This is a genomic window from Pseudoalteromonas sp. P1-8, assembly GCF_001399985.1.
Classification (GTDB): Bacteria; Pseudomonadota; Gammaproteobacteria; order Enterobacterales; family Alteromonadaceae; genus Pseudoalteromonas.
On the sequence record NZ_LJSO01000010.1, the window covers coordinates 84,527 to 107,510 of the forward strand.

Genomic DNA, 22,984 nt, shown 5'->3' on the forward strand with positions numbered 1-22,984 from the left:
CTAATGCTGGCCTTTTTTTATTTCTCTTCTTTATTTTCTTTTAGTTTGCCGTTATTCGGGTCTTTTAGCACCGATAGTTTAGGCGGTTGAAGTGCCACAATACGTTCACCTACTTGTGGAGGTTTTTCCATATTTGTAGTGAACGGGCGAATTTTAATAGGTGAATCGTCATCATCACTTTTCTCACCATTTAAAATAAACAGCGGGATAGCTTCGCTATTAACGTCCTTGTATTGCTCCCAACTAAACTCTTCAGAAATACGTGTTGCACTGACCTTGCCGCCTTTGGCAATTAAGCTACTTAAGCGCGCATAAGCGCCATTGTCGCCAAACAGAATTTGTCGCGATAAGAAGGTCGCACTGTCTTTATTTGCTTTAGCGTGGTTGGTTGAAGAACGCAGTGAAAATACATCTTTTTCGTCAAGTAAATGCGAGAAATACTGCACGCCTAATGCGTTGTGGTGACGGTTAGGCGAAAGCGCGAGTACGCTACGAATCGTCGTTAACGGTAAATAACGCTCAGCATGCTCTGACTGTGGATTACCATAGTAACAAGGTAAGCCATCCATGCGTGCCATTTTGCAGTTCTCCCATGCAGGATCAGATAAGTGCACGGGAATGTTTTGATCTTTTAAGCCGCAAGCAATGGCACGGGCCACATGGTTTGCACCAATAATCAAAATGGTATTTGGCGCTGGCTGACGTACTTTTAATAACTTTGCTAATGGCGTTGCTGTCAGGCTTTGCAGTACCACTGTCACGATGATCACCGTGAAGATAAGTGGCACAATTTTCTCTGCATCGGCAATGCCAGCTTCCACCATACTTAACGCAAATACTGAACCAACCGCCGCTGCAACAATACCCCTTGGCGCAATCCAAGCCAGAACTAAGCGAGACTTAAGTGGTAAATCGGTTTTAAAAGTCGATATTGCGATACACGCAGGACGGGCTACGAATAACACGATGGCTAAGAAAATAAACACATCGCTATGTAACATCATTAAGTCTGATAACTGTAGGCGGGCAGCAAGTAAGATGAATAACGATGAAATCAAGATCATCGAAAGGTCTTCTTTAAACTCAAGTACAGAGTCAATTTCAAGTTCGTCTTGGTTGGCAAGCCAAATACCAAACACGGTAACAGCGAGTAGGCCAGATTCATGGCTTAGGTGGTTTGAAACCGTAAAACTAATGAGTACTAAGGCAAGAATACCAAACTTGTGTAACTCAAACGGCAGCCATTCTCTACGAATAAGCAGCGTTGTAAGCCAGCCTGCAACCACACCAATGGTTAAACCTACACCGAGAGTTTTAAATAACGCGATAATAGTATGGCTTAGTACTTCGCCTTGGCCTACCAGCATAACAGCTTCAAATACCAATACAGCAAACAAGGCACCAATAGGGTCTATTACGATGCCTTCCCAACGTAAAATACGGTCTATGTCTTGGTTTGGTCTCATAGAGTTTAATAGCGGTGCAATAACCGTAGGGCCAGTAACAACAAGTACCGCACCAAGTACAGCGGCAACACGCCAATTAAGTTCTAAAATCCAATAGGCACTAAGGCTTATTACTAAGCAAGTTGTGATCATGCCTATTGAACAAAGGTTACGAACTACCTTGCCAATCCCTTTGAGTTCTCGAAAGTGCAGAGTGAGTGAACCTTCGAATAAAATCACGGCCACACTTAAAGAAACCACTGGGAATAATAAATCTCCCAACAGTGCATCTGGTTCTAACACGCCACTAAAAGGCCCGAGAATTAAACCTGTTAGTAGTAAAAATAAAATAGCCGGTACACGAAACGCCCAAGCTATCCATTGTGCCAATACTGAGCATAAGGCGATCCCTGCTATAAAAATTGCTGACATAGAATGAATTATCCTTTAGTTACTACAATTTAAAATGCCAACGCCTTAGATAATCGCGTCATTAGTTGCTGACATTATTAAAATAATGCTTGCCTATTAAAGCCTACTCACCGTCATGGATACAAGCAAACTCGTTGCTTCAAATACGATTTTAGTCGTTATTAATACTTTTTGGGTGTGTTTATGAAATTAAACCCTGCTAGGCTCGTTAAAAATTATTACACAATAAAATTGCACGCCTAAGGTACTGTTAATAAATGTATATTTTCTATGTTTATGGTAAGTATAAAAGTTATGACTACTTTTTGCACTTGATCTTTGCCCCTGATTTCCCGTATTATAGTTCGTGTTCAAACAATTTGATATCTAAATAGTTATTGGCTTTAAAGACACTCTTTGTAGCTTAGCTTTTTGAAAAGATACTTGTTTGCGACATTATTAGTGTTTTATACGCTTTGTTTTCTAATTAAATAGAAATGAGCTCTAAGTTGTTCAGTACATATTTATTACGTGTTGAATAGAATATAAGTTCATTATCTGGTCAATGTTTAGCTCCCATCGTGGCAGCTAAATCTCGGTCATACAATCTACACCCTATCTGCTGGTGTACCAGATTGTATAGGCTCTATGTATGTTGTTATTAATAAAAGCCGCACACAGCTTTTTACAGCGATACATAAACAACACTTATCTTTTTTTATCAACTTATGGTTTATAACCGTTTGGTCTACTGACTGAATAAAAGTTGTGCTATATCTAATCGCAGTACTTGCGTGGCGTAGTCGTGTGCATAGATAAGTGGTTTGGCAAAGTGATAATAGTCAGTGCGTTTAGTAAAGCTAAGCGCGAGTCTTTTAATCAGTGGCAAATTGGCACTGAACAGATAGTAAAATGGAAAGTTGAACAGTTATGCAAAAGTTAAATTGGCGACGTATAGTACTAAAAGTAGGTAGCGCATTAATCGCACCCGAACAAGACGGGTGTCGCTCACGTTATTTACTGACCATTGCACAGTTCATCGTTCGCTGTCGAGCGCAAGGTATCGAAGTTATTTTAGTATCATCGGGTTCGGTAGCTGCTGGTTCGCATTTATTCCCTGAACAAGAAAAGCGTTCAGTGACGATGAAAAAAGCAATGGCTGCTGCCGGTCAGACAGAAATGATGGCGATGTGGGATCGCTTCTTCGATTTCCCATCAGCACAGATTTTATTAACTCATGGTGACTTACGTGACCGTGAGCGTTACACAAGTATTCGTGAAACTGTTTTCACCTTACTTGAGCATGGTGTGTTACCTATCATCAATGAGAATGACACGGTAACAACCGACGATTTAAAAGTTGGTGACAATGATAACTTGTCGGCAATGGTTGCTGCAGCTGCGGATGCAGATGCATTGATGATTTTTTCGGATGTTGATGGTCTTTATGACAAAAACCCGAATTTACATGAAGATGCAGTGTTGTTACCTGAAATTGAAAGCATTGATGAGTCAATTTATGCCATGGCCGGTTGTGCAACCAGTGCCGTTGGTACAGGTGGTATGAAAACAAAAATTGAAGCGGCTGAAAAAGCCACTTCACATGGTATTACAACCTTTATTTTAAATGGTTTTAAAGAAGAGACATTTAACCGACTGCTAGCGGGTGACAACCCAGGTACTATCTTCACACCATACGAAAAACCAATGCAAGAAGCAGTGCATTGGATGACTCACACAGCAAATGAGCAAGGTGAGGTTGTCGTTGAAGGTTCATTTGATGAATCATTAGAAGATGAAGACGGTTGTATTCGTAGCGATGAAATCGTTGCAGTACACGGAGAATTTGGCGTAGGCGATACCATTTTAGTCCGTAGTGATGATGGTACGCGTCTAGCAAAAGCCACAGCGAATTACAGTAGCTGTTTATTGAATTTTATTGCTGACAACGAGCAAAGTGAATTTAGCGAAAAAATGCAAGATTCAATCGGCCCAGTTGTTTCAGAAAAAGATATCGCATTATTGGAGAAGTCATGAGTTTAATTACGGATATTTCGAGTCAAGCTGCAAAAGCTGCAACCCAGTTAGCTTTACTTGATACTGCTACTAAGAATCAAGTTTTAACTGAGATGGCAGAGGCGCTACGTGAAAGCAAAGCTTTTATCATCAAAGAGAACGAAAGCGATTTAGCGGCAGCACGTGATAACAACCTTGCTGCATCGATGATTGACCGTTTAACGCTTAACGATGAGCGTATTGAAGCAATGGCAGAAGGCATCGAAGTAATTGTTAGCCTTGATGATCCTGTTGGTCAATTACGTGAAATTTCAGAACGTCCAAATGGTATTAAGATCAGCAAGATGCGCGTACCATTGGGTGTTGTATGTATGATTTATGAAGCACGTCCAAATGTGACGGCTGATGCAGGCGCTCTATGCTTTAAATCGGGTAATGGTGTTATTTTGCGTGGTGGTAAAGAAGCACTACGTAGCTCGCAAGCAATCGCGAGCGTAATGCATAAAGTACTTGAAAAGCATGGTTTACCAGCTGCGTTGATTTCAGTAATCCCAGATCCAGACCGTGGTCTACTCATGGAGTTGATGCAACAGCGTGACACAATTGATTTAATCATTCCGCGTGGTGGTGAAGGTTTAATTAATTTTGTAACAGAAAACAGTACCATTCCAGTGATTCAGCATTTTAAAGGCGTATGTCACCTTTATGTTGATAAAGACGCTGATTTGAATGTAGCAATCAATTTACTATTAAATGGTAAAACTCAGCGTACTGGTGTGTGTAATGCCCTAGAAGGCTTAGTGGTTCACCAAGATATCGCTGATGAGTTTTTAAACCTGTGTGCAGTTGTTCTTCGTCAAGAAGGCGTAAAAGTAAATGCAGATGCGAAAGCTGCCGAGTACTTTGATAATGCAACAGTACTTGCTGACGACGAGTTTGGTGAAGAATACTTAGATTTAGAAATCGCAATCAAGGTTGTACCTGACTTTGCTGGTGCCATTGATCATATTGCTAAATTTGGTTCAAACCACACTGAAGTGATTTGTACTAAAGACCAAGCTGCAGCTGAGTTATTCCAACGCAGTGTGGATGCATCTGTGGTAATGGTTAATGCGTCATCGCGTTTTTCTGATGGTTCACAGTTAGGTTTAGGTGCTGAGATTGGTATTGCGACAACTAAGCTACATGCTTATGGTCCAATGGGTCTAGAGTCACTTACAACTGAAAAATACTTAGTGAATGGCGAAGGGCAAATTCGTGAATAATCACTAAAAAGTAATTGCTTAAAAAGCCGGGCTTTGCTCGGTTTTTTTGTGTTTAAAATAAAACGAAGACAGCAGAAAGACTAATAAAGTCGCTTTAATTTAGAATTTATTGGTTTTTATTAAGGATTCGGCAGATTGCCTAAAGAGAGGTAGGAAAGTGGTGGAGCTAAGCAGGATCGAACTGCTGACCTCCTGCGTGCAAGGCAGGCGCTCTCCCAGCTGAGCTATAGCCCCACATTCCTAAAATACAGGATGCTTAAGTCTTGCGTCTCAAGCGGGGTGAACTTTAAATATTTTTGCATTTGTGGTCAAGTATTTTTTTTAAAATGATCGAATTTTTACTCTGTTGTTTTATTTTTGGTAGACTAAAGCGCATTCACTGTTCAAGGCTCATCCAATAATGAAAAAAATAGCATGGCTTTTGGTTGTTTTACTTGCCGGTTGCGCAAGCCAACAAGAAGCGCCTCCTTTTGAAATCAATAATAAGCAGTTTTACGAAAAAAATGATGAGCAAGGCAATAAAATCTTTGCCTATGTGGTGTCAGTTAAAGCACAGGGCAGACGCCCGATTAATCTTGATAAGCCAATGACTCGCAGGCAGTTTAAAGATTTTGCCGAGCAAGAAGTATTTGAAGAGTCGAGCAATTTAAAACTTATGCTCGAAGACCAAGCGGTTGAATTATTAAATGAAGAGCTTAAAGAACGACAATACTGCGACGATAAACACGTTATTGACGAAGTATTATGGCGTGATTTAAGTGTGCAATTACGAGGACGTTGTTTGTAAATGTATGCAGATAAAAGCAAGTTAGCTGCTACGCTAGCTCAATTAGATATTAATTATGATGTGATTGAGCATCCACCATTACACGGCAGCTTAGATGCCGATAAGTTTATGCTCGATAGACCGGGCACACGTTTAAAAAACCTGTTTTTACGAGATAACGAAGGTAAGCGCCACTTTTTAGTGATCACCGCTCACGACAAACAACTCGACTTAAAAGCCATTGCTCAGCAGCAGGGGTTATCGCGTTTAGGGTTTGCATCTGATGAGCGATTAGCGCGTTATCTTAAAGTGCCACCGGGCTGTGTTTCTATGTTGGCACTGTTAAACGATAAGCAAAATAATGTCACTCTTTGGCTAGACCAAGAAATTTGGTTTAACGAGCTTTTTCATTGTCACCCTTTTGAAAATACCGCCACTTGGCTGATGAAAAAAGATGACTTAGAGCTGTTTTTTGAAAGTACCGGGCATCAACCGCGTATCGTATTTCTACCTGCCAAATAAACTAAGCTTAAACCCACTAAGCAGACTAAAAGTAGCACGGTCATAAAGGCAACTTGGCCGTGTTGCTGATATACCAGCCCTGGCAATAATGAACCTAATGCGCCACCGCTATAATAAAACGATACATAACCGCCATTGGTGACACTTGCAGGTGCGCTGCTGATTTTATTTACTAGTGGAGCGGCACTTGAGTGGATAACAAACATTGCGCCACAAAAGCCAGTAAAAGCAATAACAAAAAGTAATAACTGTTGGCTCATCAATAGCACCATCGTCAGGCTATAAAATACAAAAACCCAGGTTAGTAAACGCCAAGGTGTTGATGACTTTCGTAACAACCAAGGTGTGGCTATAGAAGCTAGTGCACCAAGCAAATAACCGCTGTAAACCAGTCCGATGTCTCGGGTGTTAGTGATAGCAAAACTGTCTTGCAGAATGAAAGGTAAATAATTTAACAGTGCCGCAAAACAAAAGAACATACAAAACACCGCTCCGTAGAGCTTTAATACCAGCGGATCTTTTAATTGCTTTAGATACAACAGCGGAGACTTTGCAGCATGAATACTCGCACCTTTGTTTGATTTAGGAATGGCGAGTGCAAATAGTACTAACCCAAGCGCAATCACATAATAAAAACTTTGCCAGCTCAAAAAGTCAGTAAACAAGGCGGCGAGCATACGTCCGAAATAGCCACCAACAATGGTGCTGCCAATGTAAAGTGTCATATTACGTTGTAATTGGTCAGCCTGAAAAGTCACACCAATATAACTGGTCATGGCAGTGAGCGCTGCGGGTAGGGTGATCCCTTGTATAAAACGAACCAGTAATAGCAACTCAAAGCTTGGTGCTAAAGTAAAAGCGATACAGCTGATTGCTAACACAAACATGGCAATCTTTAGAATTGTTAGTGGGTTTCGCTTAGCTAAAAACAAGCCATACACTAAAGGAGCAATGGCTAGTGGCAACATAGTTGCGGTCATTAAGCTACCAGCAGTGGCTGGCGATACAGAAAAATGACTGGCAAATAATCCAAGTAAGGGTTGTGGGGCGTATAAAACAAAGAAAATAAACACAGAGCAAAGTAACAAATGTCGCAGCTGCATTTTTAGCTCCCAAGAGGAAAAGCCCTAGCTTATCGGGTACAGGTTTTTTTACAAGTTCAAAGGCGACTAAAATGATAAATCTTGCGTTAAATCAATATGTCATGATTTCATCGCGTGTTAATCTCACATCAATATACTCGATTGCTGTGAATCAAGTGGGCTCAGTACTGTTATTTGTTGGCAGAGCTGATTAAAATAACCCTAATACGCATTAATAAATTGGAATTTCGTCATGGGGTCATTACAAGATCAATTACTTAAGGCTGGTCTTACTACGGCACATAAAGCTAAAGTAGCCAAATCTGAAAAGCGCAAACAGCAAAAGAAAAAAAAGAAAGGCGCCACGAGTAATCCTAGCGATCTGCAAAAGCATATTGAGCAGACTAAGCTTGAGCAGCAGAAAAAAGCCGACGAGCTTAATAAAGCGCGTTTAGAAGAGCAAAAACAACGTGAGCAAGTAGCGCGCGTTAAACAGATTTTAGAGCATCACAATCAAGATGAAATTCGTGGTGACCGTACGTTTAACTTCACTTATCAAAATAAAGTGAAGGAACTTGAAGTAAACGAAAAAACACAGAAAGCCCTTTCTGGTGGCCGCTTAGCAATTTGTGTTTTAGAAGGCCAATTTTTTGTACTGGAAGACGAACCAGCACGAAAAGTCGCTGAAGTCAGCGAAGATTACATAGTGTTCCATGTTGAGCCTGAAGATAAGCAAAAGGATGAAGATGATCCGTATGCTGATTTTGAAGTACCTGATGATTTAATTTGGTAGTGACTGTTTCTATTGCCGTTACAATTTTCGGGTGCAATATTGTTAAATCATGGTCTACACTAAAGAAAATGTTTAATAACCCGTCAAAAAAGAGAAGATACAAATGAGCAAGATCACGAAAATTTTATGTGGGGCTGGCATTGCAATGGCTGCAAGCCTATCTTTCAACACTATGGCTGCGGATGGTGCAACACTTTACACAGCTAAGCTTTGCCAAACTTGTCACGGTGCAGAAGGTAAAGCGCCTATCATGCCTCAGTACCCTAAATTAAATGGTCAAAATAAAGAGTACTTACTAGCACAAATGAAAGACATTAAATCAGGTGCGCGTAGCAACGGTATGGCTGCTGCGATGAAAGCAATGGTTGCAAACGTATCTGAAGAAGAAATGGCTGCAATTGCTGATTACTTATCACAAGTAAAATAAACACCATTTTAGCGTGAAAAGGCCACATCAATTGATGTGGCCTTTTTGTATCACCTATTGATCATCCATTAATAGTAATTTAGACTTCTATACATCTATTTGTGCAGTGTCACATATACAAGGTTTTCCATGTTTGACTTACCAAAACTCGATTTAAAAAATAAAGTATCTGAACAAGAATGGCAGCTTCGTGTTGATTTAGCTGCATGTTACCGTTTAGTTGAGCACTTTCGATGGGGGGATTTAATTTATACCCACCTATCGGCACGTTTACCGGGCACAGATCACTATTTAGTTAATGCATTTGGTCTTAGTTTTGATGAAGTGACGGCATCAAACCTTGTGAAGGTCGATTTAGCAGGCAATATTCTTGATGACACGCCATTTAAAATTAATCCGGCTGGTTTCACTATTCACAGCGCTATTCATGAAGTTCGTGATGACGCTCACTGTGTTATTCATTTACACACAAAAGAAACCATCGCCGTTGCAACGCAAGAAAAAGGCCTGTTACCACTTAGCCAATACTCAATGTTCTCATTGCCATCATTGTCTTATCATGGCTACGAAGGGTTAGCGGTAAACAGTGATGAGAAAAAGCGCTTACAAGATGATTTAGGCACCACTAATCACATGCTATTGGTTAACCACGGTGGCTTAACTGTTGGCCCAACAGTGGGAGATGCCTTTATGCGATTTTATGATTTGCAGCGTGCCTGTGAAATTCAATTGGCTATTCAAGCCAGTGGTCAAACGGCAATCCCGGTACCACAACCTATTATCGATAATATTTATAATCAAGCGAATGTCGTGCATAGCGGCAGCACAGGTGGCCAGTTAGCTTGGCCAGCCATGTTACGTAAAGCTTATCGTCTTGATCCTAGTTTTGCTCAGTAAGGAGTAACCATGAAAGTTAATCGCGTCGAAGTGTTCGATATTCATTGTCCAGACAGACCTGCTTGGACACCTGTTTTTGTGCGTATTCACACCGATGAAGGTATTAGCGGTGTGGGTGAAGCGGGTCTGGCTTATGATTTAGGTCATAGCGCAGCTGCGGCAATGATCAAAGAAATGGCTGATGCCTTTTTAATTGGTCATGACCCATTTCAAACAGAAAAACTGTGGTCACGAATGCTACGCGAAAGCTTTTGGGGTTTAGGTGGTGGTCCTGTTGTATATGCAGCAATGAGCGCCATTGATACTGCACTTTGGGATATTAAAGGTAAAGCATTAGGCTTGCCTGTTTACCAGCTATTAGGTGGTAAAGTTAACGATAAGCTGCGTACTTATGCATCACAATTACAGTTTGACTGGGACAGCGAATTTAAAGCGCTTGTTCACCCAGAAGAATACGCAGAAGCAGCGCTTAAGGCGATGGCTGAAGGGTATGATGCGGTAAAAGTTGACCCAATCCAGTACGATAAAAACGGCAATACTTATTATGACCGCACTAATATTATTTCTCGTGCAGAAATGAAATTATATCGCGCGCGTATGCAAGCTATTCGTGAAGCAGTCGGTGACGAAGTTGACATTATTTTTGAATGTCACAGTTTACCTGGCGCAACATCAGCAATTCAAATTGGTGAAATTGCTGAAGAGTTCGATTGTATGTATTACGAAGAGCCTGTGAATTACTTAAATCATTCATTACATGCAAAAGTTGCTGACAAAGTAGCGGTGCCAATTGCAGGTGGTGAACGTTTGTATAACCGCTGGGGTGTGCGTCCTTACTTAGAAGATCAAAGTATTGATGTATTACAGCCAGACTTAGGCCTGTGTGGTGGTTTCACTGAAACTAAAAAAGTGTGTGATTATGCTGATATCTTTGATGTGCGTATTCAAGCTCACGTGTGTGGCGGCCCAGTAGCAACTGCAGCTTCGTTACACCTAGAAACCGCAATTCCTAACTTCTTAATTCACGAACATCACACCTATGCGATTAAAAAATGGAACCGTGAATTGTGTATTCAAGATCCACAACCTAAAAATGGTTTCTTCCAAGTATCAGAAGAGCCAGGTATCGGTATTGAATTAAATGATGAAGTCGTTATGCGCTCACAACGTGTTGAGATTAAGTAATACTCACTAATATATTTTAAAAAAGCCCGTAAGGGCTTTTTTTATATCTGTTTTTTAGTTTAGATTAGTTTATCGGTTTACATTTTACCAAAGGCAGTGGCTCGGTCGCTTTACTATCTAAATGGCGCACAAAACACATTTTATTTTTGATTAATAATTCAAAACGCTCTGGCATCGCTAGCTGTTTACCCATTATCGGGTTACCTTGCGCATCCAGTACATTCATACTATCAGTCACTAATATACTGCTATTTATAAACGCATCATCGGCTACAGCGATAGGCGTGCTATGCATTAGTCTTGCTATCCCTTTTGCTATTAGCTCACTTTGTGACTCAGTTAACCGCGCATGCTGCAGTTTCGGTGTTGGCTCTTGGCTTTGAGCACTACAGCCTAGCAGTGTCGATAACAGTAATAGACTAGTTAGTTGGGCTCTCATTAAGGTTCCTACTGCTCTAAAATTTTACTTTGCTGAAGCAAGGTAGAAGTACGGGTATCAAGCACTTTCGGTGTGTCTGTAAAAATAGCCGGTGCAAACCCTTGTTCACTAATCGTTGAAGTGGCGGCAGGGCAGCGGCCAGTCTCACGATAGCTAAGCGCTGTACTTAGCATAGCTTCACTTTCATCGCCTAATTGATGAGTGAAGTCGTCAGCAACAGCGCAGCCTGGGATCATTACAGGTTGAAACTCGCTATCGTTGCTGTTTTGTGGTGCAAAGCCATCTGCATATTCACCAAATTCCTTATTATTGACGCCCGTAAACTGAATGCTGAAATACGTAGTATCACAGTTATCAGTTGGGTAGTAACCATAGGGTTTGCCACAGGTTGTTTCGCCTATTTGAATTACCTCGATGTCGGCACCGCGTAGGCCATTAATCACTGCCTCACTTGCTGAGCAGGTGCTGCCTGTTGTCAGCACAAAAACACGTTCTAGGTTCAACGAAGGCAATGGGGTTCCTGGGCTGACAGCTGGGTTTTCGGCAAAGCCTAAAAACTCATCAGTAAAATAAACAGGCTCTAAGCGATCGCCAGTGATTGGATTAAACGTTGGATGCTGATCATTAAAAATAGTGCGCTCGAAGATTTTACCTGTGGTGTTGCTTTCGCCAGCTACCATGTAAGCAACTTGGCTGGCCATTTGCAGGAATCCACCGGGGTTATAGCGCATATCAATAATTAAATCTTTAACGTTACTTGCAGCTAAATTATTAAAGGCATCGTATAAGGGTTTTTCTGCTACAGCATTATGGCGATTAAACTGAAAGTAGCCTACTTCACCATTGGCGAAGGTCTTTATGTTGCTAACTGCTTGGCCTGTAATAGTTTGTGCAGTCATAGTGACTTCGCGAATTTCGCTAGTATTAATGTCTTTGAATACAAAAGAGGTCACCTTGCCAGACTCTGATGGAAAGAGGCCTGCATTTAATACATCAACCTCAGCTTGGGTGCTGGCATTAACAAAGTCAACGCCATCCACTTCAATGACTTCTAAGCCTCGGCTCAGATTGAGGTTTGCAGCCGGTGAGTTAGGTTCTGTGTAGCTGATAATCCCTTGGCGAGGGGCGCTGGCACTGATTAACTTAAGTTTAAACCCATAACCAAAAGACTGCCCCGATTGGCTCTGAGCTTGCCACTCATCAGTTGGCAAGCTGGCATGAAAGTTATCTTTATTTGCACCTGAATCAGTGGTGTTTTGGGTTTTTAATAAGGCAAAGTAATTTAAAACACCGTCAGTCAATGCAGGGTTGCGATCAACAATTTCGTTATACCAAAGGTAGGTTTCGTGACTCCAAGCGCGTAGCCAGTGCTTTTCATTAAGTGCTTGGCATTGTTGGTCAAACTTACTTGATGGCTCAAATACACCTTCAGTCCATGTGATATCAGCAGCATCGATAGTCCCTGACTCTGAGCTACCAGAACCACCACAGCCTGCAATGATAAGCGAACACGTAACTGCTACAGCAGCTAAAGGCTTTTTAAAATGAACAAACATAACACCAACCTAAACAGCTTTACTGACCTGAATATAGCTAGTTTTTAAGCAATTAGATAGATTTCGCGGGCGTTTTTATAGCTTAGTTTATGCCATAAACTCGACTGCGAGCACAATGAGTGATAGTGCTCCCAGCAGTTTTTGTAGCTGGTATTTATCTGGCAAACAGGGAAATTACTGGCAAACATCACTCGATGTTCACCAAAGTACTTAACTAAATTATTAACCAGCCAAAGGTGTTTGTTTACGGCAATTTGTGTGAATTCTAAGCCTGAGAACTTTATCGCGATATTATCGCAGCGGCTGAGTTTAATGATTGCTTCGAGCCATCTTTGCTCATTACTAATAAAGCCTAAATGATTAATTACCACACGTAATGAGGGCAGTGCGATGCAATATTTAATAAGCTGCTCGGTTACCTGCATGTTTTCAATTTCAAACTGTGCTTCAAAGTGTAAGTTTTCGCTTGCGAGCATGGCTAGGTTATCTTGGCAGTGAGGAGTTAATAAGCGCTTTGCTTCATCACCTTCGGTTATATCGCGAATACCAACCAAAGATGAGTGCTTTAACTCATTGAGTGACGCTTCAAAGTGTTTGCTAGATGCGTCAATCGCGCTGTAGCTGATTGCGCGATAGGGAATGTCATTTAAATGCTTTGCAAGCCAATTAAGCTCATTCACTGGCGCTTGGTTATCAAAGCCAGCTTCAATATGCACCAGCGCTTCTAGTTGAAATGGGCAAGCGGCTTTAAGCTCTGAAGCAGTAATTTGCTTTTTTATTTTATCTAGATTTGGCCAAGCGGGGGGATTGTTACCTTGTAGCCAAGTGTATTGACCCTCAGTGAGGTTAAAAAAGTGCACATGTGGGTCAATAATTTTGTCGCTCATTGCGTGGTGTATCCACCATCAATGCTTTGTAAGCTACCAGTTATAAAGCTTGCTTCTGGGCTTATTAAAAAATTCACCAAAGCTGCAATTTCTTCTGGTTGCCCTAAACGGCCTAGCGGCTGCAGTGCGGCTTCTTCAGCAACAATTTCTGCTTTGTTGGCACCACTGCGCTGACAATATGCATCGATCGCATTATGAAACAGTGGTGTTTCTATCGTACCCGGACAAACCGCATTAGCACGAATATTAAACGCGGCATAATCGAGTGCTGTCGTTTTTGCCATTGAAGCTAGCGCATGTTTGGTAAGGTTATAAGCAAACGAGTTTGGTTTGCCAATGATTGCCTGATCAGAGGCAACCAATACAACACTGCCGCCTTGCTGGCTTTTCATGCTAGGTAATACAGCTTGAATTGCTGCATAGGCACCTTTCACATTGAGCGCAAACAGGGCATCAAACGTTGCTTCATCAGTATTTTCGATGCTGGCACTTAAATGACGACCCGCATTAGAGATTAAGGCATCGACGCGACCCGTCTTGGCAATAATATCAGCGATAACTGACTTCACCTGCTGAACATCACTGACATCACAGTAGTGATAATTGCCCTCAGACGGGGTGATATCTAAGTTATATACTGTGTAGGCCTCACGCTCTAAACGCTCAACAATAGCTTTGCCAATACCTTTACTGCCACCAGTGACAATTGCAACGTTTGTCATCATTTACCCTTAGTGGCTGTGGCCACAACCGCCTTCACCGTGCACGTGGCCGTGTGATAATTCTTCGGCAGTTGCTTGGCGAACATTAATCACTTCAACATCAAACGTTAGTGTTTTACCAGCAAATGGGTGGTTTAAGTCACAATCAGCATTGAAACGGCCCACTTTAACGATAGTCACTTGGTGGCGACCTTGGTTTGAATGAACGATTGCAGTCATACCTGGCTTCCACACTTTTGTGTTACCTTGTAAGTGCTTAAGTGGAATACGTTGAATAAGGTTATCAACTCGCTCGCCGTAAGACTCGCTAGGCTCAAGTGTTACGCTAAAGTTATCGCCAGCCGATTTACCTTCAAGGGCTTTTTCAAGACCAGGAAGCATGCCTTCAGTGCCATGGATATATGAAAGTGGCTCGCCATCTTTACTTGATTCGATTTGCTCGCCTGCTTCACTAAGTGTGTAGTGAAACTCAACCGCTGCGTCTTTACTGATCTGCATGTTATTTCTCTTTAGAATTTAAATATAGGCGCTGATTTTACGCTAACCACAAAGAGTGAGCAATCAAGGCTTTTTCAACGAGCTTTCAATGCCTGACAACATGGCTTCGCTGGCTGGTACTTGCGGCTCAGCGGGTTTTGCTTGCGGTAGGTGCAATGTCAAAATGGTGCCTGGTTTTAAAATGCTAGTGGCACTGAGTTTATTCCACGTTGCGACGTCTTTATGAGGCACGTCGTATAGCTGACTGATACTCCAAATTGAATCACCTGGTTTGACTAGGTAATCAACCGCAATGGTTGCGATGACTTCCTCATGCTGTTCAAGGTAAGGGCTGATATTGTAATCAACCATAAGTGATTCCGGCATGGTTTGGGGCTGTGATAAGCGCAATTGTTCACCGACCTTAATCAGGTTACTTGTTTTGCTATTAAGCGCTTTCAGATCCTTTACAGACATATTAAAGCGTCTGGCAATGCCATAAAGGGTATCGTCTTTTTGCACTATATACTCACCGGCAAAGTTGTTGCGAAACAGCTTACTTTGCAACAAGGTGCGGCGCTCCATAGGTAAAAGCAGAGTATGTGGGCCATTTGGCGAGCTTTGGTTTTTTAAATATCCTGGGTTTAATTTGTGGAGCTGGTTATGCCCCACGCCAGATAAGTTAGCGATCACCGAAAAATCAAATTGCTGGCCAACATCAAATTCTGTGGTGAGTGCTTTATTCGCTAATTTAGGGCGCTTTAAGCCTTGTTCAGGATGCTTTAGTAAATAGCTAAGTGCCAAAAGTTTAGGTATATATTCAGCGGTTTCTTTTGGTAGTGATAATGACCAATAGTCAGTTTTTTTGCCAAGCTTTTTATTTTTTGCGATAGCTTTTTTAACGCGTCCTTCACCACTGTTATAGGCTGCAAGGGCATGCAGCCAGTCACCATCAAAGCGTTTATGTAAGTAACTTAAATAAGCTAAAGCGGCATCGGTTGAAGCGAGTATGTCTTGGCGGCCGTCATACCATTGGTCGCTTTGCACACCAAAATGATAAGCCGTTGCGCCGACTAACTGCCAAACACCAACGGCTTGCTCTGATGATCGTATTGTTGGTCTAAAATCACTTTCAACAAAGGGTAATAGGGCCAGCTCCATCGGTAGCTTCTGTTGCTCGATACGTGTGACGATATGATACAAATAAGGTGCCGCACGTTTATTTACTTTAATCAGGTAATTGGGCTGTTTTAAATACCATTTTACTCGTGCAGATGTATGTTTATTGGTTTGAAATACCAGCGTTAAATTGTTGGCGATATGCTGCCATAGATCTTTCGAGCGAGGCTTTGCTAGCGGGGTATTATTGACTGCTATGGGCGCAGCAACAGGACGTGGTTCAACAGCTGTTGAATCGACAAACTCACTAGGTGCTTGTTGGGTTGTTAAATCGGGCTCATAATGGCTAAAAATCTCCGGCCTTGCCCGTTGTTGTTCTGTTTCTTGCTGAGTTACTTGGCATCCTTGTAAGCCAATAAACAAGCTCAGCAAAAGTAAATATTTCAAACTTACTTGAGCCATATAATAAAATCCTTTTACTATTTTAGCCCTATTTTGACAATTTGCTTTGTTTAAGTCCAGCTTCTAGAAACATAGAAAACGCTCTTTCGCCCACTTCATCAAGCTGGTATTGCTGTTTAACCTCTGCAGGAAAAAGCGGAATTAATTCACTCACTGGTTTATCTGGCGAGGAATTTGTCATCTCTTGAATGGTTTTTAAAAACCTTAAAGGGAGTGCAAGTTCAGCAGGTGTCAGTGGCTTACCGTGACCCGGTAAAATTGTTGTCAGTGTGGTATTTTTTTGGATACCTTGCAGCGTGGTTATCCAGCTAGAAAACGTACCATGCCCAGGATAGGGTAAGCTGTCGACTATATCGCCACCTAACAGCACGCGACCTTGATCTGCACTTAAAGTGAGATCGCCCTTAGTGTGCGCTTGATACGGTGTAATAACGATAGGGTAATTACCAAGGTCTAGCTGTGTTGGTTCAGTAATGCTAATCGCTGGTGGCTTTAAGGTGAGCTCTCGCCAGCGAAATAAGCGTTTTTTAGCAAGTTCTAGTTTGTCGCGCCAAATAGCTTGTTGATCTTCAGGTTGATTGGCAAGGCGTTGATAGCTCAATTCAATACTTTTTTCATAACCATCTAATTTATCTGTCAATGCTTGCTGCATCGCTACAAACTCAGTTGCTACTTGCTGATGCACAATAAGCTTAGCTTCAGGGAACTCAGCCTGTAAAACGGCCAAGCCTAGCAGGTGATCATCATGATAATGGCTCGCTACTAAATAACATAATGGTGTTTTTAAGCGTTTTTTTAACTGCACTGCGAGCTTTTCTACTTCGGCAAAGTTACCACTGGCATCAAACATTAATGCGCATTCTTTACCTTCAATCAGCACTTGATTCGAATCGTAAAAACGCAGTTTATTTTGTTGTTGTAGAAATTGGATTTCGGGACTGATGCTATGCCAGCTAACGCTTGCTTGGGCGCTATAGCTTACGAAAAGACAGATCAAAAAAGCACAAAATCGCATAGTGTTTCGCTCTGATAGTGGTTAGTAGAATTGATTGTAAACAAAAAAAGCGCAGGATGCGCTTTTTTCTAAATACTAAGGTGCTGGCTGAGCTTATCTATTAAGCTGTCATGTTGTTGCTCTTGTTCTGCTTGTTGAGATTTAACTTCAAGCAATTCATGACTTAAATGTAATGCTGCCATCAGCAACGCTTTTTGGTCATTGCGAACCGATGAGCGTTGTTTCATTTGCTCCACTAAGTCATTCAAATTTTGTGCAGCAGCAACTAGGGCGTGCTCTTGCCCAGGTGGGCAAGAGAACTCATGTTCTTTACCTAGTAGCTCTACGGTGACCCGCTGACTTTGTGGACCGCTCATTAGCTAGCCTGTTGAACGCTTTGTAATTTCTCAAGCAGACCAGTCAATGTGCTGCTTGTATCTTTTTGTTTCTCTTCGTTTTCTAGTACTTCTAATTGCAGAGTTTCGTTCTCATCTAAAAGCTTAGAGTTTTGCTCTTGTAAGCTTTTAACTTCGCTTTCAAGTTCACTGTTGCGAAGAATTAACTTGTCGATCAGTTGTTCGAGTTGGGAAAGAGTTTCGTTATTCATAAATGCGCTCATAAAACTGTGATTATTGTCATGCAAATGTAAAGGAAAGTGTCTTGATATGCCAGCATTTACGGCCGTTTTAGAGGATTTTTATTTATTATTAAGGTGTAATTCAGCGTAGCGGCTTTTTTATTCATTTATGATTCACCAAAACGCCAGATGCTAGGATCATTTTCTGTTTATCATGTACAATATGGCTATTCATTTTTAATGCAGTTTTGCATTTGGCGACTTATAAATATGCTTAGTTATCGACACTCTTTTCATGCAGGTAACCCTGCTGATGTTCTAAAACATCTTGTTCTAGCTGAAGTTCTTAAATACCAAACAATTAAAGACAAACCGCTTGATTATGTGGACACCCACTCAGGTGCTGGCTTTTTTGAACTTGCAGGCAGTGATGCACAAAAAACACAAGAGTATTTAGATGGGATTGCTAAGCTTTGGCAGCATAACAGTGAACACAATGCACTTAATGAGTATATTGAGCTGATTAAATCATTTAACTCAAATGGTAATTTAGATTTTTACCCTGGTTCGCCAAAAATTGCAGAGCACTTTTTACGTCGCCAAGATAACGGTTGGTTCTTTGAGTTGCATCCACGTGACTTAGAGTTACTGCAAGACAACATGAAAGGTAAGCGTTCTATTCGCGTACGTGGTGAAAACGGCTTTCAAGGCTTAATTGGTTTATTACCACCAGCATCACGTCGAGCTTGTGTGCTTATTGACCCTCCATACGAAATTAAAAACGACTACGATACGGTTGTTAACACTCTTGTTAAGGCGCATAAACGCTTTGCAACTGGAACGTACATGATTTGGTATCCGGTTGTAGATCGTGAGCGAATTGACAGAATGGAAGCGGGTTTAATCGCATCGGGTATGCGTAACATTCAGCTTTTCGAGCTTGCAACAGAGGCAGACACCGACGTTCACGGTATGACAGCATCGGGTATGATAGTGATCAACCCGCCATGGAAACTAAAGCAAACAATGGATGCGGTATTACCAGAGCTTGTTTCATTACTAAGCGATAGCAGTGGTTTTTATCGCAGTGAACAGTTAGTTGAAGAATAATTTCTCCAATACAAAAACGCCCAGCAATTGCTGGGCGTTTTTTTATTTAACTGTTGTTAATTCATATAAGTCGCTGCGAAGGTCGCAAGTGGCTCATCACTATCATCTAACAAGGTTAACTGTTCACCATTGATAGAGTACTTAGCTGTTGCCGCAAGTGCTGCAGACATGGCCGCTTCAATATCCATTTGTGATACACACATTTTTTTGGTGCTTGCTAATGGGTTGAATGTAAGCGTCTGCTCGTTAACCTCGTAACTACCTGAGAAGTTATTACATCCTAAGTGACCATTGGTTGAACCATCGTCTTTAAACTGTACGAAAGGTTCTTTATTTTCAACGGTGATAGCCTCACCGCTGATTGTAACTGCTTTCCAATACGTATTGGTCAATGTCACGTCTGGCTTTTTCGCTGATACTTTTGTCACTGTCACCTTGTACACATCATCCGTCGCATCTTCGGCAAATGGATTATTGTGAGTGGTGCTGATGTAAAGTAATTTACCTTGATTCTCAATGCGTGCACTCACACTATAGCGGTGACGGTCAGCAATTTTGCTTTCGTCATACTCAAGTGCCACGTTATATGGTGGCGCACCATTTAATTCAATTTCTTGCTCGCTGATAACCTCTGCTTTGGCATCCATTTTTGATACATCAGCAAGTTGTACTTTTAATACTGAACCCGGTGGCAGCATGCTGCGGTCTAAATAAATAACCTGAGTATTGAGGGTTTTCATTGTTGATTGCTCAGCTTGTGGTGCGGCAGAGTCTTCACCACAACCTGTTAATACTAAGCTGCTCCCTAAGATCATTAAACTGCATAGAGAAGCGCGTTTGAAAGATGAGATGGTATCCGAAGCCATGATTGTTTCCTTGCGTTTTAGGGTTATGCGTCTTTGTAATTGAATAAGCATAAAGTTCGCTGACTTAATCATAGCTTAATTAACAAAAAATGGGCACTAGGCCCATTTTCTTAATTACGGATTCGCTTTAAAAAGCAAATTGAGTGCTCGTTATTTTTTCACGTATTTGGTCAGAATAACAATGCGTTGACCATCAACACGGCCTTCAATATGTTCTGGGTTGCTCGTTAAGCCAATGTTTCTTACTGCTGTGCCACGCTTAGCAACAAGGCTGCTGCCTTTCACATCAAGATCTTTAATAAGTGTCACAGTGTCACCCGCTTGAAGTACAACACCATTACTGTCGATGTGTTTAATATCGTCATCTTCAGCTAGGGCTGTTTGCGCCCATTTTAACGTGTCTTCTTCAAGATAAATCATATCGAGTGCGTCTTGTGCCCAACCGTTATCAGCAGCTAAACGCTTCAACATGCGATAAGCCACAACTTGTACAGCCGGTGTTTGACTCCACATGCTGTCGTTCAAGCAATGCCAGTGGTTTGCAGTTAAATCAGCATTATTTTCAATTTGATCTTTACAGGTTTGGCAAACGTAAATGCATTTATCAGAATGAGCCTCTGTAACAGGTGGCACTTCGTAAACAGATAGATTGTCTGTATTAGTGCAAAGTTCACATTGGTTATTACTGCGTTCGATTAGGGCTTGTTCAATGCTCATAGGAGGCTCTTTTAGTTAACAAGGTAAGAAAAACAGCGCGCATTATAGCAAAAGCAGGTCCAAAGCGGAATATCCCTAATTATTGTAGGGGTATGCTTTTTGTGTATTTATTGATTATGGCATCTAAGCGGCCAGAATTTTTAAGTTCTTTGATTGCTGTATTTATTTTTGGTAACAATGATTGATGCTCACTGCGCAGGCGAATTTTTAGATTACCTAGCGAATGTAATGCACCAAAGCTGATATCTGCATCAAATTGCTCAGCCCAATATAATGCTGGCAGTTTATCAATTATGACGACCTCAATTCGTTGCATTTTTAACGCCTGAATGAGTTGTTGTTCAGAGTGAAAATCAACCCGTTTAAAGCGGTTATCGTCATAATAGTAATAGCCTAAAACAGTCCCTACGGGTTGATTACGAATACTGTTGAGTTGCTGCCATTGAGCCACAGAGCTTTTTAAGCTCACTAGATACTCTTCAACGGCAAACAGGGTGTTTGAGTAACTAAACTGTGGATTTTGTTTTTCTGTCTGGCTCAGCCATTCGGGGCTTATGACATCAAAATCGATATGTCCTTGGTGAAGGTATTTAACGGTTCGTTTTGCAGGAAGCTCGACATGCTGCACTTGAATATCAGCAAGCAGCATAACTTGTTTGATAATTTCAGGAAGGATCCCTGGATTGCTTTTATCATCAATATAGTAAGGATAGTAGTTCCCAGAGCCGGTTACATTGTATTTCAGTACAGGTTGCTGCTCAGCCAAAACTGCTTGAGTAAGAAAAAGTAAAATTAAGAAAATCGAGTTAGAGAAGCGCAATGGTCTGATTGAATTCGTTTTCATGTACCTAGTTTGGTTGGGTTTTTGTTTTTTAGCAAGGCAAACATCTTTCACTATACTTATAACAATAGTAATGTGGAGATAGCCACATCTAAGTGAGAAGTAGAATGTCAGAATTAAGTATGGAAGGTAACAAAAGTCAGAGCATGACTCAGTATATAGCCCGGCAGCCAATATTTAATGCTGATAGAAGTTTGTATGCTTACGAATTATTGTATAGAGAATCGAGTGATAATGTCTTTCCGGTAGGCACCAGTGATGGTCAAGCAACGGGACGGCTGTTTTTTAACGCATTAATGTTGATGGGACTCGAAAAACTAACGGGCTTTCAACCTGCGTTTATCAACCTATCGACCGACGCTATTTTGGATGATTTCCCTAAGTTGCTGCAACCACGCAGTGCGGTTATCGAAATAGTGGAGCGGGCTACTAGCATTCCAAAAGTAGTGAGCCGCGTTAAGCAGTTAAAACAAGAAGGCTATTTGTTTGCGCTTGATGATTACGACGGCACAGATAAATGGCAAGATATTTTACCTTTAATGGATTTTATTAAGCTTGAAGTCACGCAGCCGATTATCAAAACCAACATGATGATCAAAAAGCTCAAACGCAGCTTCCCAGAAACCACTATCATAGTGGAGCGCATTGAAACTTATGAAGACTTTAAGCAACTAAAAGCAGCAGGTTGCGACCTGTTTCAGGGCTACTTTTTTGCCAAGCCAGAGCTTTTAAGTTTTGGTAATGTTGAACCATCAAAAGTTGCCGTGCTTGAATTACTTAACTGTACTGCGCAAACAGATTTAAATTTTGACGCAATTCAACAACGAGTTGCTAAAGATATAGGCCTTACAGCACGCATTTTAAAATTAGTTAATGCTCGTATAAGCAATAGTCAGCAAACAATTCGTTCGATTTCACAAGCGGTTATTTACCTTGGTGAAGACGCGATTAGACAATTTGTACGGGTATTAGCGCTGAGCGAGTTAGGCAATGATAAACCGCAAGAGCTAACTAAACTGGGCTTAACAAGAGCTAAGTTTATTGCGCTGATGCTTGAACCCGGTGGTAAAGACCTAGCTGAGCAGGGTTATTTAGTCGGTTTACTATCCGTACTTGATGCTATTTTAGATATGGAGCTTGATATCATTGCCAAAGAGTTTTCACTGGGTAGTGAGCTTTCGAGCGCACTGTTAAACTTTAATGGCATGCAAGGTGCGAGCTTACAACTTGTTAAGGCGATGGAAGAAGAGCAATGGCAAACTGCTCATGAGCTGCTAATGATGATCCGCCCTGCGTCAAAGATGGATGTGGTTTTTCAAGCTATGTACGATGCCCGTGCTTATGCCGATGAAGTGTTCGCAAGCTTATCATCGGTTACAGACTAAAAGTGCAGAGTTCGTTATGATGC

At 41.4% G+C, this 22,984-nt stretch carries 24 protein-coding genes and 1 tRNA gene; 10 read left to right on the top strand and 15 right to left on the bottom strand.

The features are described 5' to 3' along the window. Positions 1–17: 17 nt before the first annotated feature. Positions 18–1,877, bottom strand: a complete 1,860-nt coding sequence (locus AN213_RS14495) for a sodium:proton antiporter (RefSeq protein ID WP_054563495.1) — start codon at positions 1,875–1,877, stop codon at positions 18–20. 909 nt (positions 1,878–2,786) lie between these two features. Here AN213_RS14495 and proB point away from each other — a divergent pair. After that, complete coding sequence (gene proB / locus AN213_RS14500; protein WP_054563496.1) at positions 2,787–3,893, top strand: glutamate 5-kinase; 1,107 nt, start codon at positions 2,787–2,789, stop codon at positions 3,891–3,893. Beyond that, positions 3,890–5,137: a glutamate-5-semialdehyde dehydrogenase gene (locus AN213_RS14505; protein WP_055198957.1), complete on the top strand. Its 1,248-nt coding sequence runs from the start codon at positions 3,890–3,892 to the stop codon at positions 5,135–5,137. Before proB ends, AN213_RS14505 begins: the two co-directional genes overlap by 4 nt. A 158-nt stretch (positions 5,138–5,295) precedes the next feature. Here AN213_RS14505 and AN213_RS14510 read toward each other — a convergent pair. After that, positions 5,296–5,371, bottom strand: a tRNA-Ala gene (locus tag AN213_RS14510). 166 nt (positions 5,372–5,537) lie between these two features. Between AN213_RS14510 and AN213_RS14515 the strand changes: the two genes are divergently transcribed. Together AN213_RS14515 and AN213_RS14520 are read left to right on the top strand one after the other, a co-directional pair. Then, positions 5,538–5,924, top strand: coding sequence for a hypothetical protein (locus AN213_RS14515; RefSeq protein WP_054563498.1), 387 nt, complete (start codon positions 5,538–5,540; stop codon positions 5,922–5,924). Then, complete coding sequence (locus AN213_RS14520) at positions 5,925–6,425, top strand: prolyl-tRNA synthetase associated domain-containing protein (RefSeq protein ID WP_054563499.1); 501 nt, start codon at positions 5,925–5,927, stop codon at positions 6,423–6,425. It abuts the gene before it with no gap. On the opposite strand, the gene AN213_RS14525 is transcribed toward AN213_RS14520, so the two are convergent. Further along, on the bottom strand, positions 6,392–7,528 hold the full coding sequence (locus tag AN213_RS14525; RefSeq protein WP_054563500.1) for an MFS transporter: 1,137 nt from the start codon (positions 7,526–7,528) through the stop codon (positions 6,392–6,394). The two genes, AN213_RS14520 and AN213_RS14525, sit on opposite strands and share 34 nt — an antisense overlap. Positions 7,529–7,760: 232 nt before the next feature. Here AN213_RS14525 and AN213_RS14530 point away from each other — a divergent pair, with 232 nt between their 5' ends. From AN213_RS14530 to AN213_RS14545, 4 genes are all read left to right on the top strand, one after another. Further along, positions 7,761–8,300, top strand: coding sequence for a DUF2058 domain-containing protein (locus AN213_RS14530; protein ID WP_055198958.1), 540 nt, complete (start codon positions 7,761–7,763; stop codon positions 8,298–8,300). 103 nt (positions 8,301–8,403) lie between these two features. Beyond that, positions 8,404–8,727: a c-type cytochrome gene (locus AN213_RS14535; RefSeq protein WP_054552448.1), complete on the top strand. Its 324-nt coding sequence runs from the start codon at positions 8,404–8,406 to the stop codon at positions 8,725–8,727. A 129-nt stretch (positions 8,728–8,856) separates the two neighbouring features. Then, on the top strand, positions 8,857–9,624 hold the full coding sequence (locus AN213_RS14540) for a class II aldolase/adducin family protein (RefSeq protein ID WP_054552449.1): 768 nt from the start codon (positions 8,857–8,859) through the stop codon (positions 9,622–9,624). Between the two features lie 9 nt (positions 9,625–9,633). Further along, on the top strand, positions 9,634–10,809 hold the full coding sequence (locus AN213_RS14545) for a mandelate racemase/muconate lactonizing enzyme family protein (protein WP_054552450.1): 1,176 nt from the start codon (positions 9,634–9,636) through the stop codon (positions 10,807–10,809). A gap of 64 nt (positions 10,810–10,873) precedes the next feature. Here the strand turns inward: AN213_RS14545 and AN213_RS14550 are convergent, their stop codons facing one another. The 9 genes from AN213_RS14550 to AN213_RS14590 form a co-directional block, all read right to left on the bottom strand. After that, positions 10,874–11,248, bottom strand: coding sequence for a hypothetical protein (locus AN213_RS14550; RefSeq protein WP_055198959.1), 375 nt, complete (start codon positions 11,246–11,248; stop codon positions 10,874–10,876). An 8-nt stretch (positions 11,249–11,256) separates the two neighbouring features. Further along, the gene (locus AN213_RS14555) at positions 11,257–12,804 is read right to left on the bottom strand and encodes a S41 family peptidase (RefSeq protein ID WP_055020894.1); all 1,548 of its coding nucleotides are present in this window, start codon (positions 12,802–12,804) and stop codon (positions 11,257–11,259) included. 44 nt (positions 12,805–12,848) lie between these two features. Continuing rightward, positions 12,849–13,691 (bottom strand): amidohydrolase, encoded by an 843-nt coding sequence (locus tag AN213_RS14560; protein ID WP_055198960.1) that lies wholly within the window; start codon positions 13,689–13,691, stop codon positions 12,849–12,851. Then, the gene (locus tag AN213_RS14565; protein WP_055198961.1) at positions 13,688–14,413 is read right to left on the bottom strand and encodes an SDR family NAD(P)-dependent oxidoreductase; all 726 of its coding nucleotides are present in this window, start codon (positions 14,411–14,413) and stop codon (positions 13,688–13,690) included. Before AN213_RS14565 ends, AN213_RS14560 begins: the two co-directional genes overlap by 4 nt. Before the next feature lie 9 nt (positions 14,414–14,422). Then, positions 14,423–14,911, bottom strand: a complete 489-nt coding sequence (locus tag AN213_RS14570) for a peptidylprolyl isomerase (protein WP_054563509.1) — start codon at positions 14,909–14,911, stop codon at positions 14,423–14,425. A gap of 63 nt (positions 14,912–14,974) precedes the next feature. Further along, complete coding sequence (locus AN213_RS14575) at positions 14,975–16,471, bottom strand: LysM peptidoglycan-binding domain-containing protein (protein WP_095209769.1); 1,497 nt, start codon at positions 16,469–16,471, stop codon at positions 14,975–14,977. A gap of 28 nt (positions 16,472–16,499) precedes the next feature. Continuing rightward, the gene (locus AN213_RS14580) at positions 16,500–17,486 is read right to left on the bottom strand and encodes an MBL fold metallo-hydrolase (RefSeq protein ID WP_054563510.1); all 987 of its coding nucleotides are present in this window, start codon (positions 17,484–17,486) and stop codon (positions 16,500–16,502) included. Between the two features lie 68 nt (positions 17,487–17,554). Beyond that, on the bottom strand, positions 17,555–17,842 hold the full coding sequence (locus tag AN213_RS14585) for a cell division protein ZapA (protein ID WP_054563511.1): 288 nt from the start codon (positions 17,840–17,842) through the stop codon (positions 17,555–17,557). After that, the gene (locus AN213_RS14590) at positions 17,842–18,072 is read right to left on the bottom strand and encodes a cell division protein ZapB (protein WP_054563591.1); all 231 of its coding nucleotides are present in this window, start codon (positions 18,070–18,072) and stop codon (positions 17,842–17,844) included. The genes AN213_RS14585 and AN213_RS14590 overlap by 1 nt, the downstream gene beginning before the upstream one ends. Positions 18,073–18,312: 240 nt before the next feature. Here AN213_RS14590 and AN213_RS14595 point away from each other — a divergent pair, with 240 nt between their 5' ends. Continuing rightward, entirely contained in the window at positions 18,313–19,152 is an 840-nt protein-coding gene (locus AN213_RS14595) for a 23S rRNA (adenine(2030)-N(6))-methyltransferase RlmJ (protein ID WP_055020897.1), read from the top strand. A 56-nt stretch (positions 19,153–19,208) separates the two neighbouring features. On the opposite strand, the gene AN213_RS14600 is transcribed toward AN213_RS14595, so the two are convergent. The 3 genes from AN213_RS14600 to AN213_RS14610 form a co-directional block, all read right to left on the bottom strand. After that, positions 19,209–20,018 carry an META domain-containing protein gene (locus tag AN213_RS14600; protein WP_055198962.1) on the bottom strand — a complete coding sequence of 270 codons (810 nt, stop codon included), beginning with the start codon at positions 20,016–20,018 and terminating at the stop codon, positions 19,209–19,211. A 150-nt stretch (positions 20,019–20,168) separates the two neighbouring features. After that, entirely contained in the window at positions 20,169–20,735 is a 567-nt protein-coding gene (locus tag AN213_RS14605) for an alkylphosphonate utilization protein (RefSeq protein ID WP_054563514.1), read from the bottom strand. Positions 20,736–20,814: 79 nt separating this feature from the next. Further along, positions 20,815–21,579 (bottom strand): ABC transporter substrate-binding protein, encoded by a 765-nt coding sequence (locus AN213_RS14610; protein ID WP_054563515.1) that lies wholly within the window; start codon positions 21,577–21,579, stop codon positions 20,815–20,817. 104 nt (positions 21,580–21,683) lie between these two features. Between AN213_RS14610 and AN213_RS14615 the strand changes: the two genes are divergently transcribed. Continuing rightward, positions 21,684–22,961, top strand: coding sequence for an EAL and HDOD domain-containing protein (locus AN213_RS14615; RefSeq protein WP_055198963.1), 1,278 nt, complete (start codon positions 21,684–21,686; stop codon positions 22,959–22,961). Positions 22,962–22,984: the final 23 nt, after the last annotated feature.

Coding starts and splice junctions, on each gene's coding strand:
- AN213_RS14565 (WP_055198961.1), bottom strand. CDS start 14,413: ATGACAAACGTTGCAATTGTCACTGGTGGCAGTAAAGGTATTGGCAAA.
- proB (WP_054563496.1), top strand. CDS start 2,787: ATGCAAAAGTTAAATTGGCGACGTATAGTACTAAAAGTAGGTAGCGCA.
- AN213_RS14555 (WP_055020894.1), bottom strand. CDS start 12,804: ATGTTTGTTCATTTTAAAAAGCCTTTAGCTGCTGTAGCAGTTACGTGT.
- AN213_RS14585 (WP_054563511.1), bottom strand. CDS start 17,842: ATGAGCGGTCCACAAAGTCAGCGGGTCACCGTAGAGCTACTAGGTAAA.
- AN213_RS14580 (WP_054563510.1), bottom strand. CDS start 17,486: ATGCGATTTTGTGCTTTTTTGATCTGTCTTTTCGTAAGCTATAGCGCC.
- AN213_RS14595 (WP_055020897.1), top strand. CDS start 18,313: ATGCTTAGTTATCGACACTCTTTTCATGCAGGTAACCCTGCTGATGTT.
- AN213_RS14615 (WP_055198963.1), top strand. CDS start 21,684: ATGTCAGAATTAAGTATGGAAGGTAACAAAAGTCAGAGCATGACTCAG.
- AN213_RS14575 (WP_095209769.1), bottom strand. CDS start 16,471: ATGGCTCAAGTAAGTTTGAAATATTTACTTTTGCTGAGCTTGTTTATT.
- AN213_RS14530 (WP_055198958.1), top strand. CDS start 7,761: ATGGGGTCATTACAAGATCAATTACTTAAGGCTGGTCTTACTACGGCA.
- AN213_RS14515 (WP_054563498.1), top strand. CDS start 5,538: ATGAAAAAAATAGCATGGCTTTTGGTTGTTTTACTTGCCGGTTGCGCA.
- AN213_RS14600 (WP_055198962.1), bottom strand. CDS start 20,018: ATGGCTTCGGATACCATCTCATCTTTCAAACGCGCTTCTCTATGCAGT.
- AN213_RS14495 (WP_054563495.1), bottom strand. CDS start 1,877: ATGTCAGCAATTTTTATAGCAGGGATCGCCTTATGCTCAGTATTGGCA.
- AN213_RS14520 (WP_054563499.1), top strand. CDS start 5,925: ATGTATGCAGATAAAAGCAAGTTAGCTGCTACGCTAGCTCAATTAGAT.
- AN213_RS14560 (WP_055198960.1), bottom strand. CDS start 13,691: ATGAGCGACAAAATTATTGACCCACATGTGCACTTTTTTAACCTCACT.
- AN213_RS14535 (WP_054552448.1), top strand. CDS start 8,404: ATGAGCAAGATCACGAAAATTTTATGTGGGGCTGGCATTGCAATGGCT.
- AN213_RS14590 (WP_054563591.1), bottom strand. CDS start 18,072: ATGAATAACGAAACTCTTTCCCAACTCGAACAACTGATCGACAAGTTA.
- AN213_RS14610 (WP_054563515.1), bottom strand. CDS start 21,579: ATGAAAACGAATTCAATCAGACCATTGCGCTTCTCTAACTCGATTTTC.
- AN213_RS14570 (WP_054563509.1), bottom strand. CDS start 14,911: ATGCAGATCAGTAAAGACGCAGCGGTTGAGTTTCACTACACACTTAGT.
- AN213_RS14545 (WP_054552450.1), top strand. CDS start 9,634: ATGAAAGTTAATCGCGTCGAAGTGTTCGATATTCATTGTCCAGACAGA.
- AN213_RS14550 (WP_055198959.1), bottom strand. CDS start 11,248: ATGAGAGCCCAACTAACTAGTCTATTACTGTTATCGACACTGCTAGGC.
- AN213_RS14605 (WP_054563514.1), bottom strand. CDS start 20,735: ATGAGCATTGAACAAGCCCTAATCGAACGCAGTAATAACCAATGTGAA.
- AN213_RS14505 (WP_055198957.1), top strand. CDS start 3,890: ATGAGTTTAATTACGGATATTTCGAGTCAAGCTGCAAAAGCTGCAACC.
- AN213_RS14525 (WP_054563500.1), bottom strand. CDS start 7,528: ATGCAGCTGCGACATTTGTTACTTTGCTCTGTGTTTATTTTCTTTGTT.
- AN213_RS14540 (WP_054552449.1), top strand. CDS start 8,857: ATGTTTGACTTACCAAAACTCGATTTAAAAAATAAAGTATCTGAACAA.